The sequence below is a fragment of the Geobacillus thermodenitrificans subsp. thermodenitrificans DSM 465 genome (genome assembly GCF_000496575.1).
GTDB classification, from domain to species: domain Bacteria; phylum Bacillota; class Bacilli; order Bacillales; family Anoxybacillaceae; genus Geobacillus; species Geobacillus thermodenitrificans.
In genome coordinates this window covers 60938-81457 of sequence record NZ_AYKT01000015.1, presented here as the reverse complement: position 1 = coordinate 81457, position 20520 = coordinate 60938, and the positions used below count along the sequence as shown (strand labels likewise).

The 20520-nt window shown below is 42.7% G+C and carries 15 protein-coding genes; 2 read left to right on the top strand and 13 right to left on the bottom strand.

Translation table 11 applies throughout. The features are described from left to right. Positions 1–454: 454 nt before the first annotated feature. Genes DSM465_RS0114210 through DSM465_RS0114200 form a run of 3 tightly spaced genes read right to left on the bottom strand, consistent with a single transcriptional unit; the run spans position 455 to position 3455 of the window. A complete protein-coding gene (locus DSM465_RS0114210) occupies positions 455–811 on the bottom strand; it encodes a YxeA family protein (RefSeq protein WP_029761624.1) in 357 nt (118 codons plus the stop codon). A gap of 24 nt (positions 812–835) precedes the next feature. Next, a complete protein-coding gene (locus DSM465_RS0114205; protein WP_029761623.1) occupies positions 836–2707 on the bottom strand; it encodes an FtsX-like permease family protein in 1872 nt (623 codons plus the stop codon). Further along, positions 2682–3455: an ABC transporter ATP-binding protein gene (locus DSM465_RS0114200; protein WP_011886718.1), complete on the bottom strand. Its 774-nt coding sequence runs from the start codon at positions 3453–3455 to the stop codon at positions 2682–2684. The genes DSM465_RS0114205 and DSM465_RS0114200 overlap by 26 nt, the downstream gene beginning before the upstream one ends. A gap of 338 nt (positions 3456–3793) precedes the next feature. Here DSM465_RS0114200 and DSM465_RS0114195 point away from each other — a divergent pair, with 338 nt between their 5' ends. Continuing rightward, entirely contained in the window at positions 3794–5179 is a 1386-nt protein-coding gene (locus tag DSM465_RS0114195; protein WP_029761622.1) for an L-cystine transporter, read from the top strand. A 668-nt stretch (positions 5180–5847) separates the two neighbouring features. Here the strand turns inward: DSM465_RS0114195 and rlmD are convergent. The 4 genes from rlmD to DSM465_RS0114175 form a co-directional block, all read right to left on the bottom strand. Beyond that, entirely contained in the window at positions 5848–7230 is a 1383-nt protein-coding gene (rlmD, locus tag DSM465_RS0114190) for a 23S rRNA (uracil(1939)-C(5))-methyltransferase RlmD (RefSeq protein ID WP_029761621.1), read from the bottom strand. Positions 7231–7304: 74 nt separating this feature from the next. Beyond that, complete coding sequence (locus tag DSM465_RS0114185) at positions 7305–8225, bottom strand: diacylglycerol kinase (RefSeq protein WP_008881410.1); 921 nt, start codon at positions 8223–8225, stop codon at positions 7305–7307. 143 nt (positions 8226–8368) lie between these two features. Then, the gene (locus tag DSM465_RS0114180; protein ID WP_008881411.1) at positions 8369–9889 is read right to left on the bottom strand and encodes a flotillin family protein; all 1521 of its coding nucleotides are present in this window, start codon (positions 9887–9889) and stop codon (positions 8369–8371) included. A gap of 21 nt (positions 9890–9910) precedes the next feature. Beyond that, positions 9911–10447 (bottom strand): NfeD family protein, encoded by a 537-nt coding sequence (locus DSM465_RS0114175; RefSeq protein ID WP_008881412.1) that lies wholly within the window; start codon positions 10445–10447, stop codon positions 9911–9913. An 813-nt stretch (positions 10448–11260) separates the two neighbouring features. Between DSM465_RS0114175 and DSM465_RS0114170 the strand changes: the two genes are divergently transcribed. Further along, complete coding sequence (locus DSM465_RS0114170; protein ID WP_035498548.1) at positions 11261–12979, top strand: M56 family metallopeptidase; 1719 nt, start codon at positions 11261–11263, stop codon at positions 12977–12979. A 310-nt stretch (positions 12980–13289) separates the two neighbouring features. Here the strand turns inward: DSM465_RS0114170 and DSM465_RS0114165 are convergent, their stop codons facing one another. The 6 genes from DSM465_RS0114165 to DSM465_RS0114140 form a co-directional block, all read right to left on the bottom strand. Next, entirely contained in the window at positions 13290–14735 is a 1446-nt protein-coding gene (locus DSM465_RS0114165) for an aldehyde dehydrogenase family protein (RefSeq protein ID WP_029761619.1), read from the bottom strand. Between the two features lie 374 nt (positions 14736–15109). Then, on the bottom strand, positions 15110–15856 hold the full coding sequence (locus DSM465_RS0114160; protein ID WP_011886714.1) for an SDR family NAD(P)-dependent oxidoreductase: 747 nt from the start codon (positions 15854–15856) through the stop codon (positions 15110–15112). A 26-nt stretch (positions 15857–15882) separates the two neighbouring features. Further along, entirely contained in the window at positions 15883–16956 is a 1074-nt protein-coding gene (locus tag DSM465_RS0114155) for a tartrate dehydrogenase (RefSeq protein ID WP_008881416.1), read from the bottom strand. A gap of 3 nt (positions 16957–16959) precedes the next feature. Next, on the bottom strand, positions 16960–18189 hold the full coding sequence (locus tag DSM465_RS0114150; protein ID WP_029761618.1) for a M20 family metallopeptidase: 1230 nt from the start codon (positions 18187–18189) through the stop codon (positions 16960–16962). A 3-nt stretch (positions 18190–18192) separates the two neighbouring features. Next, positions 18193–19662: a sodium/pantothenate symporter gene (panF, locus tag DSM465_RS0114145; RefSeq protein ID WP_029761617.1), complete on the bottom strand. Its 1470-nt coding sequence runs from the start codon at positions 19660–19662 to the stop codon at positions 18193–18195. Further along, the gene (locus DSM465_RS0114140; protein WP_008881419.1) at positions 19659–19958 is read right to left on the bottom strand and encodes a YhdT family protein; all 300 of its coding nucleotides are present in this window, start codon (positions 19956–19958) and stop codon (positions 19659–19661) included. The genes panF and DSM465_RS0114140 overlap by 4 nt, the downstream gene beginning before the upstream one ends. Positions 19959–20520: the final 562 nt, after the last annotated feature.

Sequence of the window (20520 nt, the reverse complement as noted above, 5' to 3'; positions counted from 1 at the left end):
ATAGTTTGGATAAACTTTTGAAAAACTCATTTTATAAATTTTATGTGTGGTCATCATACATCCCCCATCATTTTAATATTCGCAATAACTTATCATTTAATTATACCATTGCTTGTCATGTAATCGCCTGATTTTACAGAATGCGGTTTTCTTGTGCTCTATGCTTGAAAATGATAATCTGCCTTATCTTTTGCTGAAAGGGGATGGTCATTTCTTCGTTACACATTGCGAGCGTTGGTAGGAGATAAAGCAAGCGCGCTGATCATCAAGGGGGTGAAATGAAACAGGCCCGGAAATCGGAAAATGATGTTTTCCCGAGCTCCGGACCTGAATCGGACATTTATTTTTGATTGAGGCGGAATCACATCCGTAATTTTCGCTTGGCCACACATTCTCCGTGGCTTAAATGGTCATCGCGGACATATTTGATGGAGCAGTGTTTGTCTTTTTGTACTCAATTGGATGGTACAGAATCCATTTTTCCTCTTACTTTTTCAGGCAATTCTTCAGGCTGAACTTCTTCCCACTTTTCTACAAAAGATCCTTTGGCATTCACTTTTAAAATGGCCTTTTCTTTTAACACTTTTCCTGCAGTAAATGTAATTTCCTTTTCTTCCCCATCTTCTGTATAGCCAGTAAGAGTGTATTTATATCTTTGACCATGCGGGGCAGGGTCTTCATAAATTTGGACATAAATGACTTCTTTCGGAATAAAAGGATTGATGTGATCTCTATCTTCTTCCGGAACAATCGTAAAAAATCCAACGAATACGACAACAAGAGCAATGATCATCCCTATGATTTTTTTCATGTTCTACCTCTCCTTATTTGTCCATTATCGAAATACGTATTCTTTTAAATGTTTATTGTAACTATGACGCATAACGATAAAATATATGATTTGCAAGCCCAAAAACCCTAAAATGGTGATAACGCCTGATTGGAATACATGAAAATATCCACCTTCCCTCTGTAACACATGTAGAGCGAAACCTGTTTCAATAATCGCTAACAAGAAGGGAAGGAAGAAAAGAATGGCCATCTGAATCGTCGAGATTTTCACCATTTCTTTTTCGCTTAACCCAATCTTTGCAAGTGATTTGTATTTTTTTCTTTCCTCGTATAGATCAGCAAATAATCTAAAATACAAGAAGCTCCCAGCCGCCAAGAAGAAAATGATAGCGATAAACAAGCCGATAAATAAGCTTAAACTTGGCAATTGGACCGTCTCAAAATATCGAACAGCTTTTGAAAAGTACTGGGCATTAGGATTGAATGTTTCACCTACGATTTGGCTTTGAATCTCTTGACTGATTTCCAAACTTTCTTTCCAATTTTCGAATTGAAAACCGTACATCGTACTTAACTCATGATTCTGTTCCAGCTGTCTAAACGTGTTATGATCTACAACCAATATATCGCTAAGGTAAAATACCGGCTCTTCAATGGACTGTAACGTAATCGACATTTGCTGGTCGTCTGTTAGCAATTTCGTCTTATTACCATTTACAATGGTATAACCTCCCCGTTTTGCCTCCCCATAATATATCCCTTCTCCATCATGAATATTCGGAGCTTGTAACTCAGGGAATTGTTTTACCCAATCTTGATGTGAAACGACTAAAACCGGATAGCTCATTGGTCCTTGCCGGGCTTCAATCGCTTTGAATATGGTTTGTTGGTAATCAATATTTTCTTGTTCTAGTTTTTCCTTAATAAATTCCAACTGCTTCTTTTCATCCTGATTCGTTGCATAAGACAGAAATTCCATTGCATATGATGTTTCTGCTGTGGAAAACATCAATTTGTATGTTGCTAATGTACCGGTTGCAGTAAAAGCTACAGCCGAAACAATACTTACGATAAAAAATAGACGAGCGTTATCTTTGATGCGGTACGTTAAATCTGAAATCCATAGCAGATTGATCCCTTTTCTATACATTTTCTTATTTCTTTTCAATAGTTGTATCATCCAGACGCTTAACTGACTATAAAACAAGTACGTTCCGATCACCGTACACAAAGTAATAACCACGGCACTTCCCATATCGATGCCCGCAAATAAAGACATGCCAAATCCTGTTCCTAAAAATAAGATGCCGAGAACAGAGAAAAGGATAGATGGCTTCGGTTCTTTTTTAGGCTTTTCTGACCCCTTTAGTAAAGAAATGACCTCCTCAGAGTGAATAGTAAATAACATAAATTGTGAAATAAGGATAAACAGAAGAAGAAATACGCCGACTGTTATCCCCAGTGCTTCTAAAGGAAAATAGAGTTGCAGCGGCTCCATTTTGACCATATATGCTCCTGCGATAAAAAAGAATTTAGCAAGCACCGTTCCACCTAATATACCTGTGATGATGGAAGCAAGACCAATGAATACATTCTCCAATGTAATGAGCCATCGAAGTTGTTTAGGAGATGCTCCATGAATGGTGAGAATTCCAAATTCCTTTTTCCGTGTCTTTAAAAAAGTACTTAAAGAATAAAGAATAAAGAAAATGGAAAAGCCAAAAATAATCCACTCCGCAAATTTCATGCCTTTTTTGGCAATGTTGTTCATATAACCTGTTTCGAGCGCAGGGTGGAAGATAAACATGGCAAACATAAAGAAAATCATTACTGCAAACGAGCTGCTTAAATAAAAAGCCATGTACGCCCTTAAATTACGTGTAATATTTTTATAAGCGAACTGTGGAAAAGTCATCTCTATCCCCACCTAACATTGATAAAACATCCATAATCTGTTGGAAAAATGCCTTTTGATCCGTTCCTCTATAAATTTCGTTGTACAATTTACCATCTTTAATAAAAATGACTCGATGACAATAACTTGCAGCATATGGGTCGTGAGTGACCATCAACATCGTTGTTTGATCGTTTTCGTTAATCATTTGCAAGGTCTGCATCACGTCTTTTGATGCTTTCGAGTCTAAATTTCCAGTCGGCTCATCCGCTAATAGTAACTTAGGTTGATGAATGATTGCTCTGGCAATCGCCGTACGTTGTTTCTGTCCGCCAGATACCTCATATGTCCGTTTCGTTAAGATGGCATCAATCCCTAATTTTTTTGATATGGTTTTTACTTTCTCCTCAATCAACTCCGGGTCAACATTTTCCAATGTTAGAGGCAGCATAATATTTTCCTCTAATGTTAATGTGTCTAACAAATTAAAGTCTTGAAATACAAATCCTAATTCTTTCCGCCTGAATTCGGCTAACCTTTCTTTTTTTAACTGATGCGGATCCTGCCCGTTAATCAGGACTTTTCCTGATGTGGGTTTATCAATTGTAGAAATGAGATTTAATAATGTTGTTTTTCCTGACCCCGACGGCCCCATAATTCCAATAAATTCTCCTTTTTCTACACTGAACGATACATTGGTTAAAGCTTGGAATGCTACCTTTCCTTGATAAATTTTGTTTATTTCTTTTACTTGTAACACTTCTTCCATTTGAATTCCCTCCAGCAACTGACTTTGCATGTTCATTGTACAAGGGATATAAACTGAGAAACATAGATCTTTCCTTACACCTGTCTTACACTTTTGTAAGAAAACATATTAAAAACCTCACCTCAAAATGGGTGAGGTAAGATTTTGATTCTCATTACGGTCTGTTCGAAGAACTCATTTTCTGGAAAAGTTGTTTTCGAAAAAACTTTCCCCTCAATAAACAAGTGGTTTATTTTCCAAGATTATCTTAATAAACTCTTTCATACAATAAATAAAGCTTACTTGACATATCGGTTTTTAATCATTATAGTAATTTTACGTGTCAGGAGGGATTGACGATGAATATTTACCTAATTATTTTCAACATTGCTATATTGCTGTTATTGATTGGTGTTTTGGTCTACATGCAAAAGAAACATGTTTCCTTCTCCAAACGGGTGTTTACTGCTCTTGGACTAGGAATCGTCTTTGGGTTTGCATTGCAGGGAGTGTATGGGGCTGGTTCCGCTATCGTCCAGCAGTCCACCCAATGGTTTGACATTGTCGGCACAGGATATGTCAAGCTATTGCAAATGATTGTTATGCCATTAGTTTTCATTTCTATCGTTATGGCGTTTACTAAACTTTCTGTCTCTAATCATTTAGGGAAAATTGCCACGCTCATTATTGGTTTATTATTGGGCACTACGGCGATCGCCGCTTCGATCGGCATCATGTCCTCATTAGGATTTCAATTAGAGGCGATGGAAATTCCTTCAGGAGAAGCGGAACAAACGCGCGGACAGGAGTTAGAACAAAAATATGAACAAATTCAAAACCTGTCTTTCCCGCAAAAAATTATCGAACTGCTTCCGGCCAATCCATTTTTAGATTTCACGGGACAACGCAGCACATCCACTATAGCGGTTGTTATTTTTGCGGCCTTTGTCGGCATTGCTTATTTAGGGGTTGCCAGAAAACAGCCTGAACAAGCGGAAATGTTCAAAAAAATAGTGGATGCCTTGTACGCTATTGTCATGCGTATCGTCACGTTGGTGCTCCGCTTAACGCCTTACGGAATTTTAGCCATTATGTCCCGGGTCACTGCGACAAGCGATATAAACACAATCGCAAAACTAGGAAAATTTGTTGTCGCTTCTTATATTGCACTTTTCGTTATGTTTGCCATTCATTTGATCATTTTAGCGTTGGCCGGACTCAACCCTATTACTTACGTGAAAAAAGTGCTTCCGGTACTGTCGTTTGCATTCACTTCCCGTTCAAGCGCAGCCACTCTTCCATTGAATGTGAAGGCACAAACAACCGCGCTTGGCGTTCCGGAAGGCATTGCCAACTTTGCCGGCTCATTTGGGCTGTCAATTGGGCAAAATGGCTGTGCTGGCATTTATCCTGCCATGCTTGCCGTGATGATCGCGCCAACCGTCAACATCGATCCAACTTCCCCTTCCTTTATTTTGACGCTGATTCTAGTCGTCACCATCAGTTCATTTGGGGTTGCAGGCGTTGGCGGTGGGGCTACGTTTGCGGCGATTTTAGTGCTATCAACGATGAATCTGCCAGTAGCATTAGCAGGATTGCTCATTTCCATAGAGCCGTTGATTGACATGGGAAGAACTGCCTTGAACGTCAGCGGAAGCATGACCGCTGGTGTAGTCACCAGCCGCATCACTAAAGAATTGGATGTAAGTGTCTATAACGAAGAAACGCAAAAACTAGAAGCATAAGGTATAGGTTTCTCACTTTCACGCACGCCAAAACACCTAGTTGCACTTGCACGCGGTAAATGAAAGAAAAAATAAATATGGCAAACAGGTATCGGCTAAATAGATACGTGTAAACGAAATACGGCATGGGTTCAGTATTCACGAGAACCCATGCCGTATTCGTTTGTGCTTCTTCAACCATTTGCAGCGAAACGGAAACATGTCCTGGCACCACAGATTATAGAAAAAAATTCTGTTCTTCGACGGGAGTAAGCAATCGCTCCCATTTTTCAATTCCATCCTGTATAAACACCCGCTAAAAATGAGCAATTATTTAGTGAATAGCATACTAGAAGAGAGAGGAGGAAGACGCCTTCCTCCCCCACTTACTCATCGGGCTCCGCCTTTCTCATTCGTGGAAGTAGGGGGATCCTGTGCTAAAACGATGAAACTGCTCAGCGTTGAACATTCAACGTGAACCAGTCTACCTTATTCGAGTGAATGCTTCTTCCCCTGCGCCTTTACTCCCTAACAAAAAAGAGAAACAGGAACCTGTCCCGTTTCTCTGGAAAAATGGTTGCTTTTTCATCCTAACCCGTTCAGTCAACTGGATAGAGAAGGATGTTCTTGTTATATGAGCAAAACTTTCCTTCGGTTTTTGGCAAGAAGAGTTTTTAACAAGAGTTTATTTACGCTCTTATCTTTAACGCTAATCGAGCTACACTTTCTACATGAGCCGTATGAGGAAACATATCAACAGGCTGGACTTCGATCGTTTCGTAACCCCCATCCTCTAAGATGCGCAAGTCGCGGGCCAAGGTGGCTGGGTTGCACGAGACATAGACGACGCGCGGCGGTTTCATGGCCATGATCGTCTCGAGCAGCGCCGCGTCACAGCCTTTACGCGGAGGGTCAACGACGAGACAGTCGGCACGAATGCCTTCTTCGTACCAACGCGGGATGACGTCTTCAGCAGCGCCGACAGCGAACGTGACGTTTGTGATGCCGTTGAGCGCCGCGTTGCGTTTGGCGTCTTCGATCGCTTCGGGGACGATTTCAACGCCGTAGACGTGTTTAGCCTTTTTGGCTAAAAAGAGCGAGATCGTGCCGATGCCGCAGTAGGCGTCAATGACTGTCTCCGTTCCGGTTAGCTCAGCGTATTCAAGCGCTTTGTCGTACAGCACTTTCGTCTGTTCCGGGTTGACCTGGTAAAATGAACGAGCCGAGATGGCGAATTGGATGTCGCCAATTCGGTCGGTGATGAACTCACTTCCCCATAATACCCGCGTTTTCGCTCCGAAAATGACGTTCGTCCGCTCAGGGTTGATATTTTGCACGATCGATTTGACGTCAGGGATGTCGCGGATGATGTCGCGGACAATCTCTTGTTCGTACGGCAAACGTTCGGTGCGGGTGACGAGCACGACCATCACCTCACCTGTTGCCGCGCCGTAGCGGGCGACAATATGACGGAGCACGCCGCGGTGGGTGAGTTCATCGTACGGTCGGACACCATAGCGCTCGGCGATCCGTTTCACTGCTTGGACGACGACATCATTTTTCTCCTGTTGGATGAAACAAGCGTCCATGTCGATGATCTCGTGACTTCGCTCTTTGTAAAATCCGGCGATCAGTCCCCCTTCGCGCTCACCGACTGGCACTTGTGCCTTATTTCGGTAGCGCCATGGGTTCTTCATCCCGATGACCGGATGGACGGTGACGTGTTCTAGCTTGCCGATGCGGGCGAGCACTTCTTTCACTTGTTTTTCTTTCGCCTTCAGCTGTCCTTCGTAGCTTAGATGTTGCAGCTGACAGCCACCGCATTGGCGATAAACGGGACAGGGCGGCTCGACGCGGTCCGGGCTCGGTTCGTACAGCTCGATGAGGCGGCCGTACCCGTACCCTTTTTTCACCTTGATCACTTTCACTTTCGCCCGCTCGCCTGGAAGCGCGTTTTTCACAAACAACGGAAAGCCATCCACTTTCGCGACGCCAAGACCGTCGTGAGTCAAATCTGTGAATGTCACGTCATAGTAGTCGTTTTTGGCGACCGGTGCTTGTTGTTTCGCCATGTCGTTCCCCTTTCTGACCATCGTGTATGTTTAGCGTGCCCCTTCTAGCGTGAGGACATAAGAAAAGAACAGGCTTATGGCCCTGTTCTCACTTGTGCTGCTTTTTCTTTTGGCATGAATACTTCGAGATGGCGGTATAAGTTGACAAACTCGCCCGGAAGCATGCCGCCGAATTCGCCGTCTAAGTTCAGCTGCATCGAAGAGCGTACTTTCACCCGATTGGCTTTCGTGTAAATGACATGCGGGTCGTTAATGTGCTCCCCGCGCGCCGCTAGCGTGACGAGACGGATAAACTCAGCCAAATTCGTTTTCTTGACAATGATGAAGTCAAACAGGCCGTCATTGAGTGACGAATCAGGCGCTAATTTTTCAAAGCCGCCGACCGAGTTGGTCAGCGAGACTAAAAACATCATGATTTCACCTTCAAATAGTTTGCCGTCATACTCAATTTGCGCCTCCGTTGCCTTAATCGACGGAAGCATTTCAATCCCTTTTAAGTAATAGGCCAGCTGGCCGAGCATCGTTTTCAACTTACTTGGCACTTCATAGGTGAGCTCGGTCAGGCGCCCGCCGCCCGCGATATTGATGAAATAACGTGTCTGGTCTTCATTGGTGACAGAGCCGATGTCAATCGCGACAGGTTCACCCGTGGCGATCACCTCGCACGCCCCTTCGATCGAACGCGGCACACCGATAGCACGGGCGAAATCGTTCGTCGTCCCAACAGGGATCACGCCGAGCTTCGGGCGGTATGGCTGATTCGCAATGCCATTGACCACCTCGTTAATCGTTCCATCGCCGCCTGCCGCCACAACGAGGTCAAATTCCCTCTCGGCTGCTTGCCTCGCTGCTTTCGTCGCATCCCCCGGCCCTTCAGTGGCGTGGCACGACGTTTCATATCCAGCCTTTTCTAATCGGACGAGCACATCGGGCAAATGGCGCTTAAACAGCTCCCGTCCCGATGTCGGATTATAAATCACTCGAGCTCGTTTCATTCATCATCAACCTACTTCCTCTTTTTCCATCCTTGAAAAGGAACCTTCCACTATTCCACATCATAGCGAAACGGCGCTCCCTGCGCAACTATGAAGCAGAAAAAGCGCCCTTGGATCGACCAAAGGCGCTAGAGACAGCTGAATTATTCGTTCGTGTTCGTTTGTTGCCCCGAAGCAGTAGGTGGGTTCACGGGTGAGGCTGGTGTCCCGCCTTGGGCGATATTTTCAAGCAGCTGCTTGACATCGATGCCAGTTGACGCTTTTAACGTCTCCTGCAAGCTCGCCATTAAGTTCGTCGCATAACCGGTGACGCGGTTGGCACCGCCTCCCGCTCCTGAGCCAGTGTCGACAATCGTCAACTTCTCGATATTGGACAGCGGGCTCGCCACTTGTTTCGCATATTCCGGAAGCATCTTGATGATCATGTCGAGCACGGCTGCTTGGCCATAGCGTTCGAACGCTTCGGCGATTTTTTGTTTCGCTTCCGCTTCGGCGAGACCTTTCAGGCGGATAATTTCCGCTTCTGCTTCCCCTTTTGCTTTCTCAGCCTCAGCTTTCGCCAACCCGTCGAGGCGGATGCGCTCGGCTTCCGCTTTGGCGAGCGTTTCGACGCGGTATTTTTGCGCATCGGCTTCGGCGATTTGTTTCGCTTTTTCCGCTGCCGCTTTTTGCTCGATCGCATAGCGCTCGGCATCGGCTTTTTTCTTCACTTCTGAATCGTATTGCCGTTCGCGGCGTAAAATTTCTTTTTCTTCGAGCTCGATTTGTTTTTGCCGCTCGATGATTTTAATTTGCATTTGTTGAGCCATAACTTCTTGTTTTGCTTTCGCTTCTTCGAGATGGTACGCTTGGTCGGCACGCGCTTTGGCGATATCTTGCTCTTGGCGGAATTCGGCGAGTTTGAGCTGATTGATTTTTTCCGCCTCGGCGATTTCCGTCATCCGCTCTAACTCTGCTTTGCGCGCTTCCTTGTCAGCTTCGGCCCGCTTGATGCGCGTCTCTTTTTCTGCCTCTGCTGTCGCGATATCGGCGTCACGTTTCACCTGAGCGATGCGCGGCTTCCCGAGCGCGTCAAGGTAGCCGTTTTTGTCGCGCACATCTTTGATCGTGAACGAGACGATGACAAGCCCCATTTTTGCGAGATCTTGTGAGGCGACACGCTGTACTTCTTGAGAAAATTTGTCGCGGTTTTTATAAATTTCTTCAACCGTCATCGACCCGAGGATGGAGCGAAGATGGCCTTCAAGCACTTCACGCGCTTCGTTTTCCATGTCTTGGCGCGTTTTGCCTAAAAACTGCTCGGCTGCGGTCGCAATTTCGCCGATCGAACTGCCGACTTTAATGAGCGCCACCCCGTCCGCCATCACGGGCACCCCTTGCTCCGTATACACTTCCGGCGTTTGCACGTCCAGCTTAATCGACAATAAACTGAGCGGCTCAGCCTGTTGGAAAATCGGCACAACAAACGTACCGCCGCCGCGGACGATTTTAATTTTGTTTCCTGACTCATCAACATGGACGTTTTTGTTTCCTAAGTAGCTGCCTGTGACAATAAGCGCCTCATCCGGACCGACTGTACGGTAGCGAGCAATAAAAATAGCAATGAGTCCGATAAGAAGCAAGACAACGACACCAACTACAATCAACCATGGTGCAACAGTCATGACATTTCCCCTTTCGTTATGTTAGATGGAAAGCTGATACGGATCGTGCCTCGCCACCACAGCGATGCCGTTTTCCATTCGCACGATGATGACCTCTTCCCCTGACGGAATGGCTTCATTGTTCATGCTCTTCGCCGCTTTGGCCACTGCACCGCTTTTACGGGAGATGAGAATTTCACCAAACCCATCCGGCGGCACGGACACGATCACCTTCGCTAGCGACCCTTCCAATTCGGCGTCCGTATACCCAAGCGAAGCCTCAGCCGACCGAAGCGGCAAAAAGACGAAAAAGTGCAAAAGCAGTACAACAATAAGTGCCACTCCAACGCTCAGCCAAATGATCCAATGAGACGCCCAATCCGTATACCATTCCGCCAACAGTCCAACCGCACTTGCGACGATGAAAAACGATAAAACCAGCTGCGGGCTAAACAGCGGATGAGCGGCCACATCGAACAAACCGTCAAGCACATCGCTGAAGAAAAAATACAAAACCGTCAATAGTGCGCTGACCACCAGCACCGCTCCGTATACGACTTCAGGCGGATAGCCAAACAACTTCTCCCTCCCTCCTTTCCCCTCACCTATTCATACGACCGAAGCCGTTAGAGGTTTCATGATTTTTCCACCTCCATCAATATTCGACAACATTCCTCATGTTTCCTGTCTCCAGAGAAAAAACATACATTCTATTCACAAACGATTGTTCCTAGGTTCAGAAAATCAAGTCCAAAAAAATTGGCTGACCCATCCATTGAGTTGTTCAGAACAAATACTGGAACCAAGAGTACAACAACGAACAAATACGAACGACAGAATGTGTTTGTAATGATGCCAGCAATGAGCGTGGCGATGCCGATGCCCTTCCGTCATGACATGCTCGCCCCACCTTTACTACAATGAATGGCCAAAACATCAGCAACAATCTGCTGATCCACCCATGCAAAGAACATATCAGGGCACTGACCGCTCGCTTTCGTAAGCGTGAATCCCGAATCATGAGGAAGGCAACAACATGAGTCATACAAAAACGGTTCTCTTAATCATACGGTTCCTCTCCTACATGAATGATCGTTATCCGTTACATGTGATGAAAATATTGTAGGTCACATTCAGGTTCCCCAACAAGCGCAGTGGAGTGAAAAAAAAGATATACAAAAAGGACCTATCCCTGCTATAATGCTAATTAGAAAAAAAAACCAAGATTAGAAGAAAACGTTCATGAACGTTCAACAACATGTCATTGTCAACCTACCTACATGTAGAAAGGAGGAGTTTCGTTACCAATGGGTGTTAGTGGATTTACTTAAGTGATAAATAATGACTGGGGGTTTTCTTGCACTTTTTTCAACTAGACAGGGGGAGCAACTGATGCCAGATGTGACTATATCGATTTGGACTGCTGTGGTCGGCTTTTTTCTCAGTTTCTTGGCATACTTTTTAAAAAAATGGTGTCCTTCTTTATATGTATATATCCTCACTGCTATACTCGGAATCGGATGGATCGTCTATGTGTTCTTAGATCAAGGGTTTATAAAAACGGTGTCTATTTTTTTTATATTTGTATTTAGCTTTTTTAGCTCTCCGGTACCAGAAAGAAGCAAGGTCCAATTGCAAGAGATCATCGATCAACTAAAAGAACAAGGCGCGAGAGAAATTGTCTTGTCTAAAAATAAAGAGCGCCTTTTAGTGGATTTCTTATTTTCCGGATTGTTTATAGTCATCGCTGTTCTTTACTTCCTTTTCGGACCGGATTCCCTGATCACGCTCATACTTTTATATAGCTTCGTCTCTCTTGTCGTTGGACTGACAAAAAGAGTGGAGTTGTTTCGCTCTCTCCGCCTTTTTTACGCAGAACACGAAGAAGTACTATATGCTGTATCTTTGTTTGAAACAAAAAAGTATCCATTGGAGGAACTTTCAGAAGTCAGCATTCAAACCCGGCCGGATGTGTTGCAACTATTCCAGCTTTTTTCTTTATTCTCTCCTAACATGGACTATACGACCAGCATGGGGAAAACGTGGAAGCTATCTTTTTCCGGTGAAAAAGTCTATTTCACTCCGGATCCATCGGAATCAATGGCATTTCTCCTCAAAGAAGAAATACATAAAATGGAAGAGGTCGAAGTAAAGCCTTTCTATCATCAAAACAATTGGAAACGTCTTTTAGGAAAATGGTATTTTGCAGCCACGGTGAAAGGGGTGGGAGCTTATGCAGCTCTCATCACACTGTTTACTTTGATGGGGATCGGACCGATCGTAACAACCATTGTTATGGTACTATTTTGGATATTCAATCTATGGATTTCTGATCGCGTATTAAAAATCGCTTTAGATATGAAGAAAATAGACGATCCCGATTTGCTGCCAATCATCGAGAAAGTCTTTTCACGTGCCGGCCTTTCCCATGTCGATATTTATGTCACGGAATCGGCCGAATATAACGGTTTTGCGATAGGCGCGAATATTGGTCGATCATTGGTAGCGTTGACTTCAGAAACGCTGAAACTTCCCCATGAAGCCATTGAAGGCATTTTGGCTCATGAGGCGATTCATGTGAAAAAGCGAGATGTCTTGATGGGACAGTTATTGCGATTTTTGTTGATTGGGTTGGTTTTGGCTGGTGTTTTCCTTTTCTATAAAGCTTTCCAAAATTGGCTGGAACATGCTCAAATCTTTGTTTTTCTCAGCCTTTGGCTCTTGATTTTTCTGCTTCCTGCTTTCCAATCTCTATTCACACAGTGGATGGAAGTACGGGCAGATCATTTAGGAGCAACGCTGTTGGACGGTGGGAATGCTCAAATGGCTAACAGCTTGACGATCCTGTGTGAATATCAAGATCGAGCATTGGAAAAGTCTGCAGGATACTACGTTACTTTTGAAAAAGAGCAAGAAGCGAATAAAAAGGCCAAAAAAATCTCTTCCTTAGAAAGAGATTCTTGGTTTTTCAGATTTTTGGAATTCCAGTTTATGTCCCATCCACCCATGTATTGGCGTGTTCATTCACTTCAAACAACAGAAACCGGATGGAGCATCGGAAAAATTAAATTATGGTGGTGCAGCCGCTTCCGGGAGTCGTTGCCCAATTGAAACTGTAGGTGAGCAGACTTACTCATCTCAATGGTCAACTGAGCTCTCCTCGTGAGATCTCGTCGTTATACACATGAGACACGAACCTCCTTGTGACTCGTGATGGGCATACGCCTATTGTAATCAAGGAGTTCGGTTCGTGTCTCTTTTTTGGTCGTCAATCAATTAGATAATTGGCTTATTTATTGTTATAGAAACTTTCCTAAATTGCACGAATTTGAGGACACCCTCTTTTCAATCCATTCAAACGCCACGTTAAATAATGAAGACTTTATCATCGCCACAAATACAAAACTAGTAACGATTAAGCCTAGTCAGAGTATTTCAAAGCTATATTTTTTAATTGTGTGTAATTTCTCAATGCTTCTAGTCCTTTTTCTCTCCCGAACCCACTTCGTTTATATCCGCCGAAAGGCATTTGAATACCTCCGCCTGCCCCATAATTATTGATAAAGACCTGTCCAGATTGAACCCTTTCTGCAACACGATGAGCTCTCTTTACATCTGATGTCCAAATGCCTGTCACAAGCCCAAATTTAGTCCCGTTAGCCATTTGAATGGCTTCCTCTTCCGATTCAAACGTAAGTACCGTTAACACAGGTCCAAAAATTTCTTCCTGAGCTAATGGACTATTTGCATCCACTTCATCAACAATAGTGGGCTGTACATAATATCCTTTCTCATTTCCTGGAATCATTACTCGCCGTCCACCTACAAGTATCTTCCCTTCTCTCTCTGCAATCGAAAGGAAATTCTGTATGATGTCAAACTGCTTTTTTGAAATAATAGGTCCAATATCAACATCCTCTATACCCGGACCAATTGTCATGTTTTTAAATCTTTCTACTAAAGCTTCTACAAACGAATCTTTGATCGATTTTTCAATAATGAGCCTAGAACCAGCCGAACAGGTTTGACCAGCGTTTTGTATAATTGACTTTACTATCCAATGTAAAGCTTTCTCTTTATCACAATCTGAAAATACAATATTTGGAGATTTCCCTCCTAGTTCTAACGTAACAGGAACGACGTTCTTAGCTGCAGCCTGCATAACAGATATTCCTGTTTCTACCGATCCAGTAAATGTCACATGGTCAATATCTGGATGCGATGCCAAAGCTGCTCCTGCTTCATGTCCAAATCCTGTCACTACGTTGAATATTCCGTTTGGAAGGTTTAGTTCGTCGAAAAACTCTGCCAACTTTAACGTAGTTAAAGGAGCATCTTCAGCTGGTTTCATGACAACAGCATTTCCTGCCGCGATTGCTGCTGCGGCACTTCTTGAAGAAATTTGAATAGGATAATTCCATGGAATAATATGTGCTGTGACACCGAGCGGTTCACGAATAGTATAATCTAATATTCCCGGCTCAACTGGAATGGTTTCCCCCATTATTTTATCGGCAACCCCTCCGTAAAACTCAAAATATCGTGCCGCTGCCTCCACATCTGCATATGACTGAGACAAAGGCTTTCCGACATCTAATGTTTCTAATCGTGCCAACTCATCTTTACACTCTCGTATTCTTTTAGCCATCTCAAGCAAAATATAACCTCGTTCATGCGGTTTCACGTTCCTCCATTGCTGTGACTCAAATGTTCTTCGTGCAGCTTCAACTGCATCATTTACATCTTCGCTATTACCACGAGGAACTTGAGCAATCGGCTCATAGTTTGCAGGGTTGAAAACGGTGATTGCCTCTCCTGATTTACTATCGATCCATTTTCCATCTACATACATTTTTCGTTTTTTCATGCCCATCCCCTTACTTTAAATAATGATCATCGCAAAACCCCTTATATGCATCGCACTGCTATATACATATGCAAGATGAAGAGTTAACCTCCCGCATCATCCTGCAATCCAAATAGCAATTGCTCCAAAGATCCCGTAGATGCCATCTGCAAACTAGGTTGCAGGGCAAGAAGTTCTGTGCAGGCGAGGACAAATGTTGATTTTTCAATGCGCCTGTATATAATGAGTGATTATCTCAACCCATCATAAGAAAGGGCGATGATAATACTTTCGCCCCTATTAAAATTTTTTCTTGGAGTATCTACTCCCTATCTGCAACAGTTTTATATCTTGTTATGACCCTGCTGGATATAAATCAACAAAACATGGATTCCTCATATACCGCGTCCACCGTCGACATGAATAACACTCCCTGTAATCATATGTGCCTCGTCTGAGCAAAGATATAAAGCGGTACTCGCTACATCCTCTGGTTGGATTAATTCCCCTAACGGAATGCTTTTTTTGAATATTTCCTCCTTCACCACATTCACATCAGATCCGAGAGCTGCAAATTCTCCTAACATATCAGTATCACACGGTCCTGGATGAATCACATTGACTCTAATTTGGTAAGGGGCCAGTTCAAGAGCTAGAGCTTGAGAAAAGGACACAACTGCACCTTTAGAAGCGATATAGGATTGCAATCCCGGTCTTGGTCGGACGACAGAAATGGAAGCAACATTAACAATTGCCCCTTTGTTTCGTGTATCTTTCATAATCTGAACCGCTTCTTTACAAAGCAAAAATAAAGAAGTAACATTTGTATTTAAAATCTTCATCCATTTATTTAAAGACACTTGTTCAATCGGTTCAGCTTGTTGTGCTATCCCTACAAAGTTGACAAGTGCATCTATTTTGCCAAACTGATTTCGAATCTCCTGAAATACTTGCTTTACTTTTTCTTCATTTGTTACGTCTACAGCCAATGGATAAAAGTGATCGGCTGTCTCCGGTATCCCTTTAGGATAAAGGTCGAGGGCCACAACATGTGCCCCCTCATCTAAAAAACGCTTTACGGCTGCTTTCCCCATACCTCCTGCTGCTCCTGTTACGATAACGACTTTGTCTAGAAAGCGCATACACAATTGATCTCACCTCTCTACCTTTAGCCCATTATTTTGACTATTTGTCGAACGATTTCTTCTCCCATTTCAGCGGTTGTTGAATTGCCACCAAGATCCTCTGTCAATTTTTCTCCGTGCTCGGTTACCTTTTCAATTGCTTTTAAGATAATACTAGCTAAATCCTCTCTACCTAAAGATTGAAGCATTAGCGCTGCTGACCAAATTTGGGCAATCGGATTCGCTTTTCCCTTTCCCGCAATGTCTGGGGCTGACCCATGTACCGGCTCAAACATCGATGGAAATACCCCTTCCGGGTTGATGTTAGCGGAAGGCGATATACCTAGTCCCCCTACTAAAGCAGAGCCTAAATCTGAAAGGATATCACCGAATAAATTAGAGGCGACAATAACTTGAAGTGTATCAGGTCTTTGAACAAAGTATGCAGCTAAAGCATCAATATAGTACTTTTCTAATTGAATATCTGGATATTCGCTGGCAACATGCTCAATCACCTCGTCCCACAATTTCATCGAGTGGACTACCGCATTTGACTTTGTTGCATTTATAACTTTTTGATAACCATGTTTTTTAGCATATTGAAATGCATATCTTGCTATTCTCTCTGTTCCCTTCCTTGTGATGATTGTATTTTGAACAGCTATTTCTTGATCAGTTCCCTGATATATTCTTCCTCCACTATTAGAATATTCACCCTCTGCATTTTCTCTTACTATTACAAAATTGATAGGGCGTTCTTGATGGATAAATTGTTCAGGAATTCCCTTCAGTTTTTTCACAGGTCGAAGATTCACATATTGACAAAACCTTTTCCGTATTGGCATAATCAATTCCCACACAGATATATCATCAGGCACACGTGGGTCTCCGATAGCACCGAACAAGATGGCATCGTAATTCTTTAATATATCTAGACCGTTTTCTGGCATCATTCTCCCATGCTGCAAGTAATACTCTGAATTCCACAAAAACATATCTGCATGAAATTGAAATGTGTAATCTTTATCTTTGAGTATCCGTAAAACTTTTAACGCCTCATTCATTACTTCAGGACCTATTCCATCACCTGGAAGAACTGCTATCCGAAACTCCCTCATTCTCTAAACCTCTTCATTTAAGAACAGCAAAGCTGCTGTTCTATAGATTTCAGTCGTTTCAGCGAGTTCATCAATCTCTACGTACTCATCAACTTGATGAGGAATTTCACGATCTCCTGCTCCAATAGTTACAATAGGTATGCCTTCCAGGTGTAAAAAGGTACCATCCGTCGCTCCGGGTACACCATTGTAATAAGGTTCTTTTTTCGTTACTCTCCTCACTGCTTCTGCCACTGCCTTTACAATTGGCTCATCTTTACTCGTTTTCGTCCATGGTCTGTTTTCAATGACTTCAAATTCCCCTTTAAAATCTGGATCTTCCTTGGCTAACCGTTCAAAGATGCGCTGAATTTCTTCACAGAGCTCTTCGTGATCCTGTCCCGGAATCGTTCGTATATCCAGCGTCGTCATACATTGATCAGGAATTACATTTATTTGGGCATCCCCATGCACAGGTGCTTTCAAAATGGTTGGAGTAATACTTGGCCAGCCAAGCAACGGATGTTTCCCTAATCTTTCTTTTTCTCGTTTCTCTAGTTGTTCTAACTCACATATTAATTTCGCCATTCTTGTGTTTGGATTTATACCACTTAAAGGAATCGCCCCATGTGCCATCTTTCCATATACACGAATAACAATCCTCATCGCTCCTTTTTGCGCAATACATACTTGATTTTCTTCCGGCTCACAAATAATCGCACCATCAACCCCCTTCGCCCAACCTCTTTGGATAAAGTGTTTAATCCCGATCATCATTCCTTCTTCATCACAAGGAATACAAAGTATAATTTTTCCTTTCCATTGTTCTTTCTCCCTCAATAAAGAATGAACAGCGGTGATCATACAAGCTAAATTTCCTTTTGTGTCATTTGTGCCCCTCCCATAAATTCTCCCATTAACAATTTCCGCTCCGAAAGGGTCATAAGTCCATGCACTTCTATCCCCTTCTGTTACTACATCTGTATGTCCCTCAAAAAGAATGGTTTTCCCCGGCTTTCCAGAGTCGATAATACCGATAACATTAGGGCGTCCCGGTTCTACTTCTTCTATATGCACCTCTACTCCCATCTGTTTTAAATAATTCGCTACATATTGAGCCACTTTTTGTTCATTCCCCTCAGGATCTCCTGGCCGATACACACTTGGAATTCGCACAAGTGCCTGTGTAAGCTTAACTACTTCCTCCCTATCTCGAAGAAGGCGAAGGGTAGAATCCGTAACATAATTATTCATGAATTAAACCTCCTTTGTTTGATGACTTAACCCATAGTCTACTTTCATTCCCATCGTTTTATTTGTAATTAGACTAGTAAGCACATAAACAATGCATGATAAAAGAACAGGCACTACTACGGTGTGTAAACCGAATAAATTGCCAAAGTATGTGTGAATGACAATATACGAGCCAACACCAACAATCATGGAAGCAATGGCTCCGTATTTATTCCCCTTTTTCCAATACAGTCCTAGAATAACTGGCCAAATAAACGCAGCCTCTAAACCGCCAAAAGAGAAAAGATTTAGCCAAATCAACAAATCTGGAGGACTTAATGCCATCAGAAAAACTAGTATTCCAATAATCGTTGTTACTCCAAAACTTGCTGTTTTAATTTGTTTCTCCGTTGCTTCCGGTTTGATGTAGTTTAGATAAACATCCTTCACTATAGAAGAACTAACCAATATTAACAAAGAGTCTACTGTAGACATAATAGCAGCCAATGGAGCAGTCAATATAATCCCTGCTAACCAAGCAGGCAGAACATGAAGGGTAAGCAATGGCATTACCTTATCGCCTATCTCTACACCTGGTATAATTACTCGTGCAAAAACTCCAATTAGATGCATAGCAAGCATAATAAAACCAACAAATACGGTACTAATAATAATTGCTCGATGCATCGCCTTAGCGTTTTTATAAGACATGGCTCGAACTGTGATCTGTGGCAATCCGACAACTCCAACACCTACTAAAATCCAAAATGAAGATACATATAATGGAGTAAGTTCTCCTTCCGCACCAAATGGCGTTATTAAATTTGGATTTTCTGTCGCTAGCTCTGAGATAATGTTTGATACTCCTCCACCGGCAACGATGGTGGCAATGAGTAGAATGAAAGTACCAATAAACATAACGGTTCCCTGAATAGCATCCGTCATAGCCACAGCCCGAAAACCACCAATTATAACATAGACCAACACAGAAACAGCAAAAATAAATAGTGCTGTTGTATAGGACAAACCTGTTAACGATTCAATTAATCTAGCTCCCCCTACCCATTGAGCAGCCATTGCTGAAAATAAGAAGATAATGATGCTTAAAGCGGAGAGTAGCACAACCCATTTACTTTCATATCTTGATTTCAAAAAATCGATTAAGGTAATTGCTTGATACTTTCTTGCTGCAATAGCAAACTTCTTTCCAAGAATCATTAACACAAAGTATCCTGCTGGTAGTTGTGCCATTGACAACAAAACCCAACCTAATCCCGTCGTATAAGCAACACCCGGTCCTCCAATAAAACTACTGGCACTACCATATGTAGCCATCATAGTCATGGCTAAAATAAACCCACCTAATTCCCTGCTCCCTAAAAAATATTCCTGAAGGAAGGAATTAGTTTTACTGACATATTTATTCGCCCAGACCCCAACGCTAAAAGTGATCAAAAGGAATATGATTAATGGTATAATTACTTCCCAATTCATTTTACCCCCCTCCCTTCTCCATCGATTTCGTCCTCGTCAAACGGAACTTCTTTAAAAAAGAATTTAACAACAGTGAAAACAAGCAAGGACATAACAATTAAACCAAGGATACAGCTGTAAAAAAACCAAGCAGGAAATCCAAAGATATAGCTGTATTGGTTAGCAGGTACAGATCCTAATCCATAAGCAAAACCATACCACCAAATAAAATTGAAAATCACCAAACCTATCCCAATCCAAACTTCCTTGCGAGCTATTTTATAGCGTGGGTCTTTTGAAAAAATGTCATGCTTCACTCATAGAACCCCCATCCATTCATAGAATATTTAATAAAGACAAAATTCAAAAAATATTCTATATTATCAGATCGTTAATTTCATTATACATTCTGTTAAATAAACAGACAGATTTGTTTTTCATTATGTAAAAATATGCTGTTCGAACACTGTTGTTATGTTGAAACTCATGAAAACCTTACACGGATAGCTTCCTAGTCACAGACATCAAACGTCCCCAATTCTCCTTTGATACTCAGAGAAATATTTTTTGGCTATAAGGGTATGATATTCCCTCCTTCTCTACTTGATAGGATAATCTTGTTATAGAATGCAAGTTCGTTTTTGTGAATAAGACACCTCCTGATTCATCCCCCCTTGTCTTCGCTTCAAAGAGAAACTATTTGAAACAACGTTAAACTACCTACCAAGTCTACCACACACTCCTTTTCAGATCAGCAATATAACCGGACGCCGACCGAGGATTTGAGCATCTCACCACATTGGATGGAATCTCAGCTTCCTTCATCTGCTTCCCATTCTCCTTCTCACCTCGTTGCTGTATGTACCAGAAGGGAATCGA

Bases quoted from the DNA above. Each gene is read 5' to 3' on its own strand.
- DSM465_RS0114210 (WP_029761624.1), bottom strand. From the start codon at position 811: ATGAAAAAAATCATAGGGATGATCATTGCTCTTGTTGTCGTATTCGTT.
- DSM465_RS0114205 (WP_029761623.1), bottom strand. From the start codon at position 2,707: ATGACTTTTCCACAGTTCGCTTATAAAAATATTACACGTAATTTAAGG.
- DSM465_RS0114200 (WP_011886718.1), bottom strand. From the start codon at position 3,455: ATGGAAGAAGTGTTACAAGTAAAAGAAATAAACAAAATTTATCAAGGA.
- DSM465_RS0114195 (WP_029761622.1), top strand. From the start codon at position 3,794: ATGAATATTTACCTAATTATTTTCAACATTGCTATATTGCTGTTATTG.
- rlmD (WP_029761621.1), bottom strand. From the start codon at position 7,230: ATGGCGAAACAACAAGCACCGGTCGCCAAAAACGACTACTATGACGTG.
- DSM465_RS0114185 (WP_008881410.1), bottom strand. From the start codon at position 8,225: ATGAAACGAGCTCGAGTGATTTATAATCCGACATCGGGACGGGAGCTG.
- DSM465_RS0114180 (WP_008881411.1), bottom strand. From the start codon at position 9,889: ATGACTGTTGCACCATGGTTGATTGTAGTTGGTGTCGTTGTCTTGCTT.
- DSM465_RS0114170 (WP_035498548.1), top strand. From the start codon at position 11,261: ATGCCAGATGTGACTATATCGATTTGGACTGCTGTGGTCGGCTTTTTT.
- DSM465_RS0114165 (WP_029761619.1), bottom strand. From the start codon at position 14,735: ATGAAAAAACGAAAAATGTATGTAGATGGAAAATGGATCGATAGTAAA.
- DSM465_RS0114160 (WP_011886714.1), bottom strand. From the start codon at position 15,856: ATGCGCTTTCTAGACAAAGTCGTTATCGTAACAGGAGCAGCAGGAGGT.
- DSM465_RS0114155 (WP_008881416.1), bottom strand. From the start codon at position 16,956: ATGAGGGAGTTTCGGATAGCAGTTCTTCCAGGTGATGGAATAGGTCCT.
- DSM465_RS0114150 (WP_029761618.1), bottom strand. From the start codon at position 18,189: ATGAATAATTATGTTACGGATTCTACCCTTCGCCTTCTTCGAGATAGG.
- panF (WP_029761617.1), bottom strand. From the start codon at position 19,662: ATGAATTGGGAAGTAATTATACCATTAATCATATTCCTTTTGATCACT.